General features: G+C 44.4%; 12 protein-coding genes. 7 read left to right on the plus strand and 5 right to left on the minus strand.

What is annotated here, in order from left to right; genetic code table 11:
• Positions 1 to 32: 32 nt before the first annotated feature.
• Positions 33 to 611 carry a PhnA domain-containing protein gene (locus BM375_RS02670; protein ID WP_093363638.1) on the minus strand — a complete coding sequence of 193 codons (579 nt, stop codon included), beginning with the start codon at positions 609 to 611 and terminating at the stop codon, positions 33 to 35.
• A 793-nt stretch (positions 612 to 1,404) separates the two neighbouring features.
• Between BM375_RS02670 and ypfJ the strand changes: the two genes are divergently transcribed.
• Positions 1,405 to 2,271 (plus strand): KPN_02809 family neutral zinc metallopeptidase, encoded by an 867-nt coding sequence (gene ypfJ / locus BM375_RS02675; RefSeq protein ID WP_093363639.1) that lies wholly within the window; start codon positions 1,405 to 1,407, stop codon positions 2,269 to 2,271.
• Between the two features lie 69 nt (positions 2,272 to 2,340).
• On the opposite strand, the gene BM375_RS02680 is transcribed toward ypfJ, so the two are convergent.
• Both BM375_RS02680 and BM375_RS02685 read right to left on the minus strand, forming a co-directional pair.
• Positions 2,341 to 3,315 carry a long-chain-fatty-acid--protein ligase gene (locus tag BM375_RS02680; protein ID WP_093363640.1) on the minus strand — a complete coding sequence of 325 codons (975 nt, stop codon included), beginning with the start codon at positions 3,313 to 3,315 and terminating at the stop codon, positions 2,341 to 2,343.
• 51 nt (positions 3,316 to 3,366) lie between these two features.
• Positions 3,367 to 5,094, minus strand: coding sequence for a tetratricopeptide repeat protein (locus tag BM375_RS02685; protein WP_093363641.1), 1,728 nt, complete (start codon positions 5,092 to 5,094; stop codon positions 3,367 to 3,369).
• Between the two features lie 505 nt (positions 5,095 to 5,599).
• Between BM375_RS02685 and BM375_RS02690 the strand changes: the two genes are divergently transcribed.
• The 6 genes from BM375_RS02690 to BM375_RS02715 all read left to right on the plus strand — a co-directional run bounded on the left by BM375_RS02690 (position 5,600) and on the right by BM375_RS02715 (position 16,243).
• Positions 5,600 to 6,241: a phage tail protein gene (locus BM375_RS02690; protein WP_093363642.1), complete on the plus strand. Its 642-nt coding sequence runs from the start codon at positions 5,600 to 5,602 to the stop codon at positions 6,239 to 6,241.
• Positions 6,242 to 6,246: 5 nt separating this feature from the next.
• Positions 6,247 to 6,786, plus strand: coding sequence for a phage tail protein (locus tag BM375_RS02695; protein ID WP_093363643.1), 540 nt, complete (start codon positions 6,247 to 6,249; stop codon positions 6,784 to 6,786).
• A gap of 12 nt (positions 6,787 to 6,798) precedes the next feature.
• Positions 6,799 to 7,359 carry a phage tail protein gene (locus BM375_RS02700; protein ID WP_093363644.1) on the plus strand — a complete coding sequence of 187 codons (561 nt, stop codon included), beginning with the start codon at positions 6,799 to 6,801 and terminating at the stop codon, positions 7,357 to 7,359.
• A gap of 245 nt (positions 7,360 to 7,604) precedes the next feature.
• Positions 7,605 to 8,750, plus strand: coding sequence for an ABC transporter substrate-binding protein (locus BM375_RS02705; RefSeq protein WP_170852573.1), 1,146 nt, complete (start codon positions 7,605 to 7,607; stop codon positions 8,748 to 8,750).
• Positions 8,751 to 8,764: 14 nt separating this feature from the next.
• Positions 8,765 to 15,166, plus strand: coding sequence for a T9SS type B sorting domain-containing protein (locus BM375_RS02710; protein ID WP_093363646.1), 6,402 nt, complete (start codon positions 8,765 to 8,767; stop codon positions 15,164 to 15,166).
• 189 nt (positions 15,167 to 15,355) lie between these two features.
• Positions 15,356 to 16,243 carry a PorP/SprF family type IX secretion system membrane protein gene (locus BM375_RS02715; RefSeq protein WP_093363647.1) on the plus strand — a complete coding sequence of 296 codons (888 nt, stop codon included), beginning with the start codon at positions 15,356 to 15,358 and terminating at the stop codon, positions 16,241 to 16,243.
• 267 nt (positions 16,244 to 16,510) lie between these two features.
• On the opposite strand, the gene BM375_RS02720 is transcribed toward BM375_RS02715, so the two are convergent.
• Both BM375_RS02720 and BM375_RS17410 read right to left on the minus strand, forming a co-directional pair.
• Positions 16,511 to 16,882, minus strand: coding sequence for a PQQ-binding-like beta-propeller repeat protein (locus tag BM375_RS02720; protein WP_170852574.1), 372 nt, complete (start codon positions 16,880 to 16,882; stop codon positions 16,511 to 16,513).
• 67 nt (positions 16,883 to 16,949) lie between these two features.
• The gene (locus BM375_RS17410) at positions 16,950 to 17,336 is read right to left on the minus strand and encodes an RNA polymerase sigma factor (RefSeq protein ID WP_262987255.1); all 387 of its coding nucleotides are present in this window, start codon (positions 17,334 to 17,336) and stop codon (positions 16,950 to 16,952) included.
• Between the last annotated feature and the right edge of the window lie 20 nt (positions 17,337 to 17,356).

Here is a 17,356-nt window from a genome sequence, read left to right on the forward strand (position 1 = left end):
AAAAGCTTATCTTTTTAGACACTCTCATCTGGTTAGCCTTTACGCAGATATTTTGTCAGGATAACAATGGTTTGTCCTTCTACCTTTCCTTCAATCTGCTCTGTATTATCGGGTACCAAACGTATATTTTTCACCACCGTGCCCAGTTTAGCTGACAAGGTTGAGCCTTTTACATCCAATGTTTTTATTAAAACCACGGTATCGCCATCATATAACCTTGTTCCGTTGCTGTCTTGATGAAATTCTACGGTTCCATCCTGCTCATGATCGCCTGTTTTCTTCGCCCATTCTAAGGTTTCATCATCTAGATAAAGAATATCCAAACTATCGGATGCCCAAGCCTCATTGCGCAAACGGCTTAACATGCGCCAAGCGACTACCTGTACAGCAGGATGTTCAGACCACATGGTGTCAGAAAGTACTTTCCAATGATCAGCATTTAACTGCTCACGTTTTTCTAACTGATCTAAGCAGGTTTTACAGACCAAAACGGCGTTATCCGCATTTACCTGATCAGTTGGTGGTACAGCATAAACAGCTAATTCTCCGGTGTTTTTACACAGCTCACATTCGTTATTGCTACGTGTCGCTAATTGTTGCTCTAAAGACATTGTTTAATTGATTTGCGACAAAGATACGAAATTCTCTATGGACTCCTGTTAAAGCCGTCCTGCATAGCAAACGCATTCTATTTTTATTTTTAAAATAAACGGAGGTTTTCTTTCGACAGGTTGTCGATTTTTTCCATCGCACAACCTGTCCGCCCCTGGCCGGGGCAAGGCTTTGTACCTTTTTTATAAAAGGTACCCAAAAATCGCCGCTGAAAAGTTTTGATGGGTAGGGTATTGCTAAAATTAGATTTCTACATATTTCAAAATTTTTGAGGCGACATTTAGGGGTAATGAAAGGACAGTGCGAGTAGTCTTTGTAGACTTCAGAAGTTTCAAAAACTTCCGAAGTCTATGTTCTTATCGCATGGTCCAATCCTTAACGGAAAAATGGCGCCTCCCTTTTTGTGAAGTATTGTAGTCATTTGCCTTTTGCACAAACAACATTTTCACAAAAAGAAGCACCGAGTTTACCTTCGGTGAGCTCGCTTCGCTCGGTTTTGTTTCTTTTTCCGGTCAAAAAGAAAAGCCATGCCACGGCTCGAGTGGTAAAGAAATTTGAATAAATTAAACCTCCAATTAAACTTTATAACGCTTTGATGCCCGAAGTTTTCAAACGGCGAAGCACTCAACGAAGTTAAACTTCGAAAGCTTAAACAACAAAATCTCAAAAATTTTGTAATATTGATTGGAATTTAACATAGAGTGATGATGGTGATACAGCTTATGGTAGTGATGAACGTTGCCTCCATAACTTCCTTCACTTTTGTCACTTCGTAACTTTAAACAAAAATATATGAAATGGCAAAGCGGCCGCAGAGGCAGTAATATAGACGACAGAAGAGGAATGAGCGGTGGTCAGAAGTTGACCATAGGCGGCATAGGCGGAGTTATCGTCTTGATAATTGGTTTTCTGATGGGGGGCGATCCTGCACAATTGCTTAATCAGATGCAGGGTCAAATGAATGGGGCAGGTACTACGGAAGGTACCTATGAATCCACACCGGAGGAAGACCGCTTACTTGATTTTGCTGATGTCGTACTGGCAAGTACAGAAGATGTGTGGACAAACCTGTTTAAAGAGGCTGGAGAAGGCTATCCCAAACCGACTATGGCAATCTATACGCAAGGCACGGAAACTGGTGGTTGCGGTTATGGACAATCCCACTTTGGGCCTTTCTATTGCCCTGGTGATCAAACTGTTTATTTGGATCTGAGCTTTAATAAAGAATTGAGTGGTAAATATGGTGCAAAAGGAGAATTTGCCTTGGCTTATGTGATTGCTCATGAGGTAGGTCATCATATTCAAAATGTATTGGGAGTGTTGCAGCAAACAAATTCCCTGCGTGCAAAAATGAGCGAGACGGCATATAACAAAATCTCCGTCATGACTGAATTACAAGCTGACTTTTATGCGGGTGTCTGGGCACACCACGTCAATAAGATGACCGATATTGAGCTGACATATCAGGATATTGTGGAGGGAATGCGAGCAGCCGCAGCCGTAGGAGATGACCATTTGCAGGAGCAAGCCTACGGCCATTCCAATCCTGAATCTTTCACACATGGAACTTCGGAACAACGGGCTTATTGGTTTAAAAAAGGGTACGATACAGGCGATATCCGAGCAGGCGATACATTTAGTGACCCGAGTTTGAAATAAATAACCATCTGTTAGATATTATTGTATACATTGCATCAGATATTTGCCAATTTTAAAATGATTTTTATGCTATTGCACCAATAAATTGCAACCCCGGATATCGCTATTGTCAAAACGTCCTAAAATTTCAAAAGAGCCATCGGCATGGTATTTACCCAGATCCTGCGTGGCGATAAATGAGCAAGAATGATAATTGGCCAGATCAATAACATTAATTGCTCCAGTACGATTTTCCGCGATCAACGACAAGGGATCGTTGGTATCGCGTATAAGCACCCGCATCCATGGCGGTGTTTTAAAACGTCCTTTACCCGAAGAATAGCCTTGTGATAGCAATTCTGTCATCCCGTATTCGGAATGGATGTCAGATACACCGAAGCCTTTGCAAAGAATAGCATGCAGTTCTTCACGTATCATTTCTTTACGTTTGCCTTTCATACCTCCAGTTTCCATTACGGTGAGTTCCGGAAAATCCAATTGGAAATGTTCGCAGAAATCCAAAAGCGCATGGGTAACACCGATTAGAATCGTTTTCGTTCCTTTTTCTTTCAGAGCAAGCAATTTGTGGTAAAGTTCTTCATGATTGAAAAGGAAAAAATTCGACTCTGGCTGTTGGCTTTGCTGTATCAAATCGTTGACCATATAAATCAGTGAGGAGCCTGAACGTTCCAAATAGGAAGGGAGTAAAGCTAAAAAGGCGATGTTTTGCGATTTTCCGTAAAAAAGCTCGAAACAACGACGGAAGCTTTGTATGTAATAATCCAAGTCAGCTACTAGATGTCGGCTGTTAACCATACCTGTTGTGCCTGAGCTGGTAAAGATAACTTCGGGTTTATATCCTCGTCCAATTACATCCTGAGTTTTAAAAAAATCGATGGGTAGAAAGGGTATGTCTCGGTAGTTTTTTACCGTAGCGGGATGTTTACCTAAATGCTGGACAAATTGACTGTAAATCTGCGTGTTTTCGTATTGAAACCGAAAGGTTTCAATACATAAACTATGGAAGTCCTGTTCATCGCGTATAGAAAGAATGGAATGTAGCATGTAATACCTGCAAAGGTAAGAAACGTTTTTTCTTTAAACAAAGTAGCCTATTTACGACTCTTCTCCAGCATCCTTAAAAGAGCGTATTTGATCGAACTCATCGCCATATTTTTTCTGAAGGCGTTGCTTCTGTTTTTTAACGGCCTCTACTGTTATGCCCAATAAGTTGGCAATTTGTGCATTTCTGAGATTGATCTTGAGCAGTAGAATAAGCCGGAGATTAGTTTCGGTAATATCAGGAAACATATACATGATATAATCAAAATAATCCGGTTCTTCGCGAATAAAAGCTGCCTTAAACCTGTTCCAATTCTCATCTGTCATCAAATGTGAAGTTAACATCTGCTGTAAAGGATCTTTAGGCTTAGGGGAAAGTCTATTGTTGTTTCCGGATTTAATTCGCTCTTTAAGCTTATGGAGTTCCGCTAGTGCGCTATCTCTTTCCATCATATAGGTTTGGTGAGCTTCTAAAGAATGATTGGCGCGGGCAAGCTTATCTTCTGATACCATCATGGCTAATTTTAGCTCTGCAATTTTTTTTTCGGACGCCAACTGCTTGCCATGCAGTTTCGTACGGTATAACATCGCTAAGGCCAAGCACAAAGTTAATAGCAGGATAACAGTTACCACATAGATGCGCTTCATAAACGTTTGGTGGTCGATTTCTTTTTGCTGATGCTCAAGCTGCCATTGAAATTTCTGCGCTTCTGTTTGTAGATGCACTTGGGTATTGGCCTGCTGCATCTTTTCGTTGCTTAAAATATGGTGTAATGAATCCAATACACGGTAGGTTTGTAATTCCGTGGCAGTATCTTTTTCCTTTTTCGCGATTTCGAGCGCAATTTCCGATAGTTGATAGTAGAAATCTTTAAGATACGGCTTGCTAGACAAATATATTTGGGCCTCTTGAAGGCTTGTCTTCGCCTCCTTTAATTTATTTGTATTTTTAAGTGCATTTGCGAGCGCTATCTGCGCATACATTCTGTTGCGATCATCGCCATATCTATTTGATATCCGTATATCTTCGCGTAGTAATTTTATTGCTTCTTCGGGTTTGCCATCGTCCATAGCTACGTAAGCCAATTCGCCCAACGCTTTTGCATAGCGTATGCTATCACCTATTTGGATTGCAGTTTCCTGACTTATCAGATAATAATGTCTAGCTGCATCTAAATTACCCTCCTTATAACGCTCCATTCCTAAGGAAAAAGCTATCTCGGCATAATCTGTTGAATGTGGAACTGCGATTTTATGCGCATCTTTTAATAAAGCCGAACCCAATTCCGTATATCCTATAGTACTAAAGTAGTAGCTGTTTTTTTTCAATACATCTACGCGTTGTATACCGGTATCTATGAGTGGCTGGTTACGCAATAAATGGGAGGCCTGGAGGAAATAGGGCATGGCTTGTATGTACTCCATGTAGCGGTAGTAATAAAATCCTGTTTCCGTGTTGACCCAGATCTGCAGATCCTCATCACGGAGCTGCTTGCTTAGCTGCAGTGCATCTTGATAGAGACGTGCACTTTCTGTATTCAAGCTATCCACTTCCTGTCGCCATCTGTCGGCTAATAACACAAGTTGAATAACGTTAACTACTTTTTTATCATCGCCTTTATACAATTGTTTTAACGAATCAAGTCTGTGCATCAGCACCTGACGATTCGTAATCTTTTTATTGTTTTCGATGATGTCATTCCAAGAGAGTGCCGAAGTCTTGGCAGCCCCAGCAAAGAAGGGTAATAATAGGATAAAGAATGACAACAGTAATCTGTGCATAGCCAAGCGTTAGGAAAAAAAGTTAATCAACATTTTCATAAATACTATAGAAAAAGTGGAAATTATTAAGTCTAACAAAAGTAAACAAATAGTTTGAAAAAAATAACACTATTTAAGCGCCATCAGAAGAGATGCCCTGTACTTTAGTATAGGGTCTACCTATTCTTTAGTGTAGGTGAAAAATGACTTTGCCGCTATTTTTTTCTAAAATGTCCACCCTGATGTCCACCATTAAATCAGGTCTTTTCAACCGGAGTAATTTATCTTTGTTCAGCAATACGACGCTATTCTCCTATTTGAGAAAGTCGGTTGCTTACTATGAAAAAATACCATCTTGGTATCATGAAATGTAAATGGGTCTAAGAAGTCCATTTTTAGACCCCTTTTTCTCTTTTAAAGATGGTAGGTGTGTAAGATGAGGTGCAACTATGAATACTGAAAAGAGTACTATATTATATATAGCACCGGCCTTGAATAAGGTGTACAGTGTTAAAAAAAATAAACCATGAAAAGTAATAACCGTAGGGAATTTATCAAAAACAGCAGCCTGCTGTTGGGTGGGCTATTGCTCAATTCGAGCAAGATATTTAGCAGGGAAGATGCTGCTTTATTCAGCACAAAGCCTTTTCTTGGGGAAATAGCGATATTTTCTTTCAACTTTGCGCCCAAAAACTGGGCACAATGCAACGGACAGCTGTTGCCTATTAATCAAAATCAAGCCTTATTTTCATTATTAGGCACTACTTTCGGTGGCGATGGTCAGGTTGATTTTGCCCTGCCCGATCTTCGAGGCAGAGTACCCATACATGTAGGCAATGGCCATATTTTGGGGCAAAGAAGCGGTGAGCAGGCACACACCTTGCACATGCACGAAATGCCGATGCACAAGCATGCCGGCAAAGTATCCGTTGTCCAAAAGATTGGAGGCAATGCTGACCAGGAAAGCCCTGTCGGGGCTCTTCCCGGGAAGAACGATAACCATGCAAATCGTTTCTCGGCTTCGTATGACGAGATGATGGAGCTGGCTATTCCGGCAGCTGGAAATGAAGGAACGGTAGGAGGAAGCCAGGCGCATCAGAATATGCAGCCTTTTCTCACATTAAATTTTTGTATCGCTTTAGTGGGAATTTTCCCAACACGAAATTAACGATTATGGCAGCAGATCCCTTTGTAGCAGAAATAACTATTTATGCCTGTAATTTCCCTCCAAGAGGTTGGGCAGCATGTGATGGACAATTATTACCTATATCGCAGAATACCGCTTTATTCGCGTTATTAGGCACTACTTATGGCGGCGATGGTAAATCCACCTTTGCTCTGCCTGATATGCGGGGGCGGGTGCCCATGCATCCCGGGCAAGGTCCGGGCTTATCTTACCACGATCTGGGCGAGACTGGAGGCTCGAAAACAGTTACGCTTCTGGAAAGTGAAATCCCGCAACATAGTCACCCTATAAAAAACATCAGCTATCCGGTAGCGGGAGAGGCAGCTACGGCGAGTCCCGTGCAAGCCTATCTGGCTGAGGTAGCTGGAGAAAACCTGTACAGCAGCACATCGGCCAATGGGACAGCAAGAGATCTGATGGTGTTTGACTTGCCTGTCGGGGGCGATCTGCCCCATAACAATATGCAACCCTATTTAACATTAAATTTTTGTATTGCTCTGCAGGGCGTATTCCCTCCAAGAGGTTAATAATAATAAACTATGGCACAACCTTATGTTGGCGAAATAAGAATATTTGCAGGCAACTTTGCCCCAGAAGGCTGGATGTTCTGCGAAGGACAGTTATTGCCTATTGCTGAGTACGAGACTTTATTCAATTTAATCGGCACCACATACGGTGGCGATGGGCAGTCCAGCTTTGCCCTGCCGGATTTACGCGGACGCATACCCATGCATATGGGTAATGGGTTTCAACTTGCCGAAACAGGCGGAGTGGAGCAGGTGACTCTCAGTGTGAATCAAATCCCAGCACACAGCCACCTCGGTTCGAGTGTAGCGCATGAAAATGTAACTGCCAAGCTCTCTGCAGGTGCCCAGGGTTCGCAATCCGGCTCTTCAGCAGCTCCTGCAACAGGCTATCCGGCGATAGTGCCCGGCTTTAAACAATATGGTGATGTGAAATCTGCCGATAGATCAGCAAAGCTATTTGAAGATACCTATACACAGTCTAGAGGAGGTAGCCAACCGCATACCAACTTTCAGCCTTATCTATGTGTGAATTTCATTATTTCGCTGTATGGTATTTTTCCATCACCTACGTAAGAATCAAGTCAGGAAGAAATAACGTATACTCTTTGCTGTTGCACGGGCAATGTCATTAAGATGCGTTATGCTGTCATCGACTTCGGAAGGATCTATTTGAACGCTGTTTTTTTTAGATGCTTCCTATCGTCAGCATGACAATTAAAACGGCAGGTATTTTTAACCCTATCAAAAAAGACATAAGCTATAGGCCTGCGTCAACAAAAAAAACAACAATAACAACACCGATACACCATATATATAAAATGACGATAGCCGTACTGTTACCCAGCTCTACTACCCACAAGCAATTGGGGTACGATTTCTACCTGTCCCTGCAGTATGCCTTGGAACAAGAGCATAAGGATATAGAATGGATGAGTTCATCCATTGGGTTTGGAACAGACGAAGTAGATATGCTTGCCAAAGCGGAAGATATGTTGCTCAACAGAGGAGCGGACTTACTCATAGCCTTTGCGGATTACCCAAAGTTAAGTGTTGTTTTTCCGCTTTTAGAAGCGGTCAACAAGCAACTGCTGCTGGTCAATATGGGCGCAAAGCTGCCGGTTGATTGGCGGCCGCACCCACAGGTATTTCATCTGAATCTGCAAGAAAGCCTGCTGGCGCATATAGCCGGCAAGACGCTATATCAGGAAGGTAACCCCGAATTCGTGCTGGCGACAAATTATTACGAGGGCGGTTATGCACCCTGCCAGCTTGCCGTTGATGCTTATATGCAACAGGGCGGTACGGTTGGATATAATTTTATCCCCCATACGAAAGGAGAAACTTTCTCCATCGAACCGCTTACAACCTATCTTGCTGAATCTGAAACAAAGCCTGCCATATATGCTAATTATTCCCATCCGCTAACCACAGTTTTTTGGGAGCAATGGCAAAAATCAGCCGCTGCACAGGAAAATATACTTTGGTGCAGTTCCATCCTGTTGATGGAAATATTAGCCACCGATCCCGATACCCTGCTTAACAGCAAACATATAACAGGTCTTGTTGCATGGCACCATGCTTTGGATAATGTAGAAAACACAACGTTTGTGCAACAGTTCCAACAGAAACTTAATCGACCTGGCAACCATTTTGGAGCCTTAGGCTGGGATGCGGGACTACTGATAACACATGCGTTGCAAGCTTATCAAGCCCGACAGCCCTTTGAACTTGTGGCTGCTTTGACCAATTCTGCAAGTCCCATTAAACTGAGTAGAGGTGAAGCTGTGGTAGACAAAGATTTTCAGATGCTTATAGCGCCTGCCTATCGCTTGTCGGTAGTCGACAGGCAACTGCATTATCATGTTCTTGATGCCGCCGAATTGCTTGCAGCATGGCAGGAACTCAAACAACAACATCCACAACCCAATCAAAACGGTTGGTTTAATACCTATTTATGTTCCTAAAGAACGACTAGACTATGAAAAAGATACGCTACATCCTCATCAGCTTACACCTTGTCCTCCTCCTGCTTGGAGGGATAAGTTCGCTGCATGCACAATGTGTTGATAATACCGGACTAATTGCTTTTACGGGCTATCAGATAGCTGATGCCGGTAATCCGCAAGGACAGAGCGACAGGTTTTCTTTTGTCACGCTTGACTCCATACCGCCTAACACACCTATACGGTTTACGGATAGGGGGTTTACCGGGGGCAGCTCATTTCAGGACTTTGGCAATGCGCTCACTGATGGTGATTTTTCATGGTCAGATGCATCGGGCATTAGCCCTGGCACGCATATCGTTGTCACCTTGGGTTCTGGTACGGCGACATCCACTATAGGCAGTATAACAGGTTATTTGGGTAATTTTAATTTAGGGCTTTCGGGCGATCAAATCTTTGCCTATACAGCAAGCCCTTCTTTCAAGATACATGCTGCCATGCTGATCAACAAGTCTGCCTGGGATACCGAAATGCTTGAATTGGGCAACCCGATAGTAACTTCCTCGAAATCGCTGAACCCCGCTATAGCGCCAGTCAGACAATCCATTACTGTATATAATTCGACAGATGATGCCTTCCAGGCTAAGCTGAACCCGATAACATTGACCGGAAGCAGGACAGCATTACGCAATCAACTGTTCGCCGGAATATTTAATATCGCTAACAGCTTGAATACCGATGCCGTTAATTTATCCGTTTCACCTTTAACATGGAATGCCAGCGTACCAACTTATACGCCCATATCGCTTAACAATAAAATATTGTCAAGTACGGTTACAGATGCCTGTTATATCCAATGGCAAAGCAGTATCGATGGGATAAACTTTAGTAATATCAACGATGGGACAGCATTTAGTGGTACGAAGACTGCAAGTCTCACGATCAATACCCCGCTTGTGGCAGACACTTGGTTTCGTATGCACTTGACTGGAGCAGCTTATACCGTTACCGATGCTATAAAACTTACTTTACCCGCCGTCACGGCTCATCCCCTAAATAGATCGATATGTGTGGGCGAAAATACCTCCTTTTCAGTTACGGCCACAGGCACTGACTTACAATATCAATGGCAGGAAGACCGAGGTAGCGGATTTACCGATCTTTCAGATGGTGGGGTATATAGCGGCGTAACAACATCCACGTTGAATATCAGTGGTGCAACAGCCGGAATGGATGGTTATCAATACCGTGTTCGAGTATACAGCAGCATCGCCAACCCGGTAACTTCCAATTCTGCAACGCTTTCTGTCAGCAATATACAGGCCACTATATCCAAAACAGACGTAGGGTGCTTTGGCGAAGCTTCGGGATCCGCTACGGTAAGCAACGTAATGGGGGGGATAGGATCTTATACCTACAGTTGGGTACGTCAGGGGACAACCGATATCATATCTGACACAGAGACGGCTTCCGGTCTGACTGAAGGGACATATACCGTTACCATCAGAGATGCTATAGGATGTGTCAAAACGCTGGATGTTATTATTATGCAGCCATCTGCACTGACAGCCTCGACCACCCAGACCAATGTTTCCTGCTTCAACGGGTCAAACGGTACCGCTACGGTCTCTGTAAGCGGTGGCACAGGCCCTTATACCTATAGTTGGTTGCCATCGGGCGGTACAAGTCAAACGGCGACCGGTCTATCGGCAGGCACCTACACCGTCACCGTGACGGATGCAAATTCCTGCCAGATTACACGGTCTTTCACGATCACCCACCCGCCTGCATTGATGGCATCCGATGGAGGGAAAACCAATGTCTCCTGCAATGGTGGTAGCAACGGTACGGCTACCGTAAACGTCGTTGGCGGTACAGGTGCATACACATACACCTATAGCTGGGCTCCATTTGGCGGTACAAGTCAAACGGCGACAGGCTTGTCCGCAGGATTATATACTGTTACCGTGACGGATGCAAATGGCTGCCAGACTACACAGAATTTCGAGATTTCGGAGCCGACTTCAGCAGTTGTCATAACGACAAGCGACATTATGCATGTAAGCACAGTTGGTGGATCCGATGGTTCAGCTACCGTGGACGTTATGGGCGGAACAGCACCTTATACCTACAGCTGGTCGCCTACAGGCGGCACAGGTGCTACAGCCACAGGCCTGTCGGCAGGTGTCTATACCGTAACTGTGACGGATGCGAATACCTGTACGTACTCGCATAATGTAACGATTGAGCAACAGGCAGTCAATCAAGCGCCGGTCATCAGCAATCTGAATGGCGATGCCGTTACCTTTACCGAGGATGGTCCGGCTGTACTGCTTGATGTATTTGGAAATGCTACGGTCAGCGATCCGGATAGCCCCGATTTCAATGAAGGTAACCTTACGGTCTCCATCGTAACGAATGGCGTTGCGGCAGAAGATAGGTTGGGCATACGGCACGAAGGGTCTGGCCCCGGCCTGATCGATGTGGCAGGCGGTGACGTATATTACGGCGGAACACCTATAGGTTCACTTACCGGAGGTATTGCTGGGCAAGACCTTGTCGTAACGTTCCTTCCGAATTCGACTCCTGCAGCTGCGCAGGCATTGATCCGAAACCTGACCTATAGCAATGTAAATACAGGAAATCCTTCATCCGCCCCACGCACGGTCTATATTACTTTGTCAGATGGCGATGGTGGGACAAGTGCCGTTCAGGCCGTTACGGTAAGTATTAAGACGGTCAATGATGCGCCAACAATCTCGGTACCGGTACAGATTAATGTAACAGAAGACGTACCTGTTGCATTGACAGGGATTACTTTTTATGATGTTGATAATACCGATGTAACCGTGACCTTTAGGACCACCATCGCAGGGGCAGGTAGCGGTACGCTGACGGCAACGTCTACAGCGGATGTGACGGTCAGCGGTTCGGGTACGAACGAATTAACTATGGCAGGACCATGGGCAAGCATCAATAACCTGATAGCTGCTAATGGATTGGTATTCCTGACCGATCAGGACAACGTGAATACTGTCTTTCTAAATATTCAGGTAAGCGATGGAGCATTGGCTGATAGTACTGCTACTTCGCTAATTGTCGCTGCGGTCAACGATGCACCACAGATTAGTGTTCCTCTCTTGCAGACTGTCCTTCAGGATGCAACGCTGACATTCAATGCCGCCAATGGTAACCCTATTTCCATCAGTGATGTTGATGCCGGAACCAACCCTATAAAACTTAACCTGACTACAACCAGAGGTCTATTGAGCTTAGGAAGTACAAATGGCTTGTCTTTCGATATAGGAAATGGAACAGCGGATAATACGATGGAATTTACAGGAACGCTCGCCGATATCAATGCTGCACTAAATGGATTAGCATTTGAACCTACGGGCGGCTATTACGGACCGGCGGCTATTAATATTACGGCAGACGATCAAGGAGCGACCGGCGCGGGAGGACCAAAATCTGTTACGCGAGAAATCCCTATAACGGTCGAACCATTGAATCCGAAAGTAACTTCCGTTAGCGCATCAACGGCTGATGGCTTGTACAAAGCAGACGATGTGATTACGCTTACCGTTACCTTTAACCAGAACGTCGTTGTCAATACGAACGGTGGTGATACTCCAACCCTGCTGTTGGAAACCGGAATCATTGATCGCTCTGCGATCTATATGGGTGGTTCGGGAAGTAATACCCTGACCTTTATATACACCGTGCAGCCAGGCGATGTGTCCGCGGATCTGGATTACGTAAGCATATCGGCTCTTTCGCTCAATGGGGCAACAATCCTAAGTAGCTACAATGGCGCAAATGCCGTGCTTACATTACCAACCGTTGGCGGTGCAAGCTCTATTGCCGGGCAGAAAAATATTGTTATCGATGGCATAGTGCCTGTGGTTAATGCTGTTGCTGTGCCTGCCAATGCTTATTACGGTTCGGGAGATCAGTTGTACTTTACTGTCGAATTCAGTGAAGCGGTAGCGGTTAATACAACGGGAGGTTCACCTGCCTTATCGCTTACTATCGGTTCGCAGACCGTATCAGCACAATATTTAACAGAAAGTTCGACCACGACCGACTTGCTATTCCGCTACAGCGTAGCTGCGGGTATGCAAGACCACGACGGCATCGAAATCGGTACATTGAGCTTGAATGGAGCGACTATCCGTGATGCAGCAGGCAATGATGCCGTGTTGACATTGAACAATGTAGGCGCTACGACACATGTCAAAGTAGATGCTAAATCTCCGGTCGTGACGATGACGATCAACGGCGGCGCTACGCATACCAACGACCGCAATGTTACGCTTACGCTGACGACTGCGGACACCGATGTCGCAACGATGTCGTTCATGAATAGTCCTATTTTCTTTCCGGGATCGGGGGCATCACAACCGGAACCATTTGCGCCAACAAAAGCATGGCAACTGACCGCTGGAGATGGCATGAAATTCGTCAGTGGAATTGTGATAGATGGGGCAGGTAATTTGACTTCGGTGCTAGCTGTGATTACGCTCGACCAGACTGCGCCAATCGTGACCGGTGTGGATGAAGGCGAAAGTTATAATACAGACCGCACGATTACATTCAACGAAGGTACGGCGACATTGAACGGAGCAACGTTCATCAGTGGTACGACCGTAAGCCAGGACGGTGCATATACACTCATTGTAACCGATGAAGCGGGCAACAGCACCACCCTAAGTTTTGCCATTGACCAGACAGCTCCTGCTGTACCTGCCGGACTGACCGCTACGCCGGATGCAGGCAATATCAACCTGCAATGGACAGCCAATCAGGAGGCGGATTTAGCAGCTTACCGTCTGTATAGCGGTACAGCAGCCGATCAGTTGAGTGTATTGGCCGATATTCCGGCAGGCACAACGACCTATACCCATGGGCCGTTGACCATGGGTCAGCGCTATTATTATGCGATTACAGCCATCGATGCCTTGGGCAACGAAAGTGCACAGTCCGTTGTGGTGGATGCCTTGCCACAGGATACACAGACCATTACATTTGGTACTTTGAATGATATGACCTATGGCGATGCACCATTTGCCCTGACCGCAACGACAACTTCCGGTCTGACAGTGGCATACAGCAGCAGCGATAACAGCATAGCCTCTATCGCCGGAGATGTGTTGACTATCCATCAGGCAGGCGATGTCGTGATAACCGCAAGCCAGAACGGTAACAATGCATTCCTTGCTGCAACGCCCGTGACACAGGCATTGCATATCAATAAAGCTGATTTCGCAGGAATCACATTTGATGATAAAACGGTAACATACGATGGTTCGGCTCATTCGATTTTTGTGTCAAATGCTCCAACTGATGCAACTGTTATTTATACGAATAACAACCAAATCAATGCTGGAACGTACACCGTAATGGCAACGGTTTCGCAAGCGAACTACAATGATTTGCCATTAACAGCGGAATTAACCATCGAAAAAGCTGATTTCGCAGGAATTACATTTAACGATGCCACGGTAACCTATGACGGTTCGGCTCATTCAATAGCTGTAGCAAATACTCCAACAGGTGCAACGATAACCTATGTTGGAAATGCTCAAATCAATGCCGGAACGTATACGGTAAGGGCCACGGTTTCACAAGCGAACTACAATGATTTGGTGCTGACAGCTGAATTGGAGATTACTAAAGCAATGTTGACGGATATTGCCTTGAGAAATAACAGTTTCGTGTACGATGGCAATGCGAAATCCTTGGAGATTTCTGGCATATTGCCGACAGGTGTTCAGGTTATTTATACTGGTAATAATCAAGTGAATGCAGGTATGTACACCGTTGTGGCAGAGATTGCCGACACACAGAACCATACCGGTTTACGTCTGGAAGCACAGCTTCAGATCGATAAAGCTCCTCAGACGATTACTTTTACTTCACCGGGAATGCTTGGACGTGATGCAGGAACAGTAGCACTGGATGTGCGTAGTGACAGCGGTCTACCTGTTAGTTTATCTGTTGATGATGATATGGTCGGGAGAATTGAAGGTCTGAACCTGGAAATCCTTCGTCTGGGTACGGTGACTGTTACTGCAATTCAGCCAGGTAACGGGAACTATGAAGCCGCTGAACCGGTGAGCTTCAGCGTGCGCGTAGCGAACGATGCTACTGCAGCAGTGCCTATCCGTGTTCATCAAGCCGTATCACCGAACGGAGACGGTATTAACGATTTCCTGATGATGGAAGGGATTCTAGACTATCCGGAAAATAAGGTAACGATTTTTGATAAATCTGGAAAAGTGATCGACGTAATCGAAAGCTACAACAACAGGGATCGGGTGTTCACGGGACAGTTTGTGAATGATGGAACCTATTATTACTACATTGATGTTAAAGATGGTGGTGTTTGGAAACGAGAGAAAGGGTTCTTTGTCGTGAAGAGGTCTGTGAATTAGGAGTAGAGTGTTTAATGGGTTAATCGATTAATTGTTTATGTCTAACTGTCAAGGTAACTATACTTGTCCCTCTCTTTTGCCGTGCCTCGGCTCTGACGAGGGAGGGGGTAGGGGGAGGATGATACGAAAATGAAAAAAGTTAGACTTCCGAAGTTTTTACAACTTCGGAAGTCTTAAAAAAAACAGCATATGAAAAAAAGAATAATAAAGCTGATTATAGGGGCATTGGGATTTTTGCCATTCCTTGCGGAGGGGCAGCACGGAGTGAGCTACAACCAGTTTGGGCAGCTGCGGAATGCCTTTAACAGTTCGCTGAGCACGATGGATCTGGGCGGTAGCTTCAGTACGATAGGGCGCAGCCAGTGGGTTGGGGTAGATGGAGCTCCGAAGTCGGTCTGGGTCAATGGGAATATCGGTTTTCAGAAGGCATTGCTTACGGTTGGTATCGATGCGAAGCATGCTTCCTTGGGTGTGGTCAAAGAGAATGAGCTAAGTGCCTTTGTCGCCAAAGCGGTACGTTTATCAGAAGATGAATATCTGAGCCTGTCGATGGGCGGTGGGCTGATCCACTTCCGCGGTAACTACAATCACCTTGACCCGAACGACCCAGCCTTCCGCAACAATGTACAGGAATCGAACGGTTTCCTTAGCCTGAGCACTTCGTATTATCGGGAAGGTCGTTATTATGCTGGTATTTCGATGCCCCGCTTCTCGCTGAACCGGAACAAGAACCGGGAATACGAGTTCAAAAATATTTACTACATCACAGCTGGTGCTGTCTTTGCTCTAGATGAGTCTTTCCACCTGCGTCCTTCGTTCATTGTTAGCCATATGGATGATATGACACCGCGCTACGATGTGAGCGTTCTAGCATTTGTTAACCGCAAATTTGGCTTGGGTATGGGTGTGCAGAATCAAGGTGATCTATCGGCCTTGATGCAGTTGAATTTCGGGAATTTCGGCGTAGGTTACAGCTATCAGTTCAGTCCGAAAAGTCCTACAATGAACCAACGGCTTTCGACCAATACGCATGAAGTAGGGTTAAGGTATAGAGTAGGCGGGATAAGTATTCTTTAGTGAATAAATTAAAACCTATAAGGTTTTCAAAAACCTTATAGGTTTTTAGTTTTTAATTACGATGTCCACCCTAATATCCACCCTTTAAAGAGCCGATAAATGTTGCACTATATTTATCTTTGTATCAATAATAAGGTACATATAGAATTATGTATACCTGCTATGAAAAAATACCATTTATTATGAAATGTAAACACCCTCTCTCAGAATACTCAGAGGAGGGTGTTTTTGCTTTATAACAAATTTTGTCATCTCATCTTTTCAACCTCAATCTATACGGAAGCAAGAAACATTTCCGGCAAAATCTGCAACATAAAGCTGATTTCCTTCTACGGTTACTTCGGCAAAAATTGGAGCACCTATATTAACTTTGTCCAATAGCTTACCTGTCGTATCCAGCATGTATAGGTACCCATCCGAAGCACCGAAGAAAAGCTTCCCATTGGCTTTCACGATGGAAGATTCTACCGTGGCAACCGGTTGATGTTGGTCAGGTGTGCTGTATGGCGCAGTATATATCAATGCTTCTCCGGTTTGGAAATGCCATCTTTCAGCCAAAGTTATTTTATCGTATGCTTTTACACCCGTTGTTGAGGTTGGCATAATCCATAAATTTTCTAATAACAGCGGATTTGCCATTACTATCATTACTAAGGATATAGAAGTACCGAAAAAAAATGATTTTTATAAGATTTTAGCTGAATGTTTATTTGAACTTACTCTTTAATTTGTTGAGGGCTAACGAAATGTTGTTTTTTACCGTCTGTTCTGAAAGTGAAAGCTCCAATGAAATATCTTTGATGGTCATAGCTTGGTTGCGACTCATTGTAAAAACATTTCGCATGGTTGGGGGCATACGATCGACTTCTTGGTCAATGAGTTGAGAGAGTTCTTTTGCAATAAGGTGTTCTTCACTCGACCAGGTAACGAAAGACATTTTACTCATCTCTACTAATTTTGAGGCTTGTTTAATACTTTTTTGTTTTTTTACCATCCAGTCAATGACTTCATAACGAGCTGATTGGAATAGGTAGGGGTAGAAAGAATCTTCAATTTTAATCTCTTGTCTTCTTTTCCATAATGAGGTGAAAATTTCCTAAAGAATGTCTTGTG

The sequence above is a fragment of the Sphingobacterium wenxiniae genome (assembly GCF_900116225.1).
In the GTDB taxonomy this organism is placed as follows: Bacteria; Bacteroidota; Bacteroidia; order Sphingobacteriales; family Sphingobacteriaceae; genus Sphingobacterium; species Sphingobacterium wenxiniae.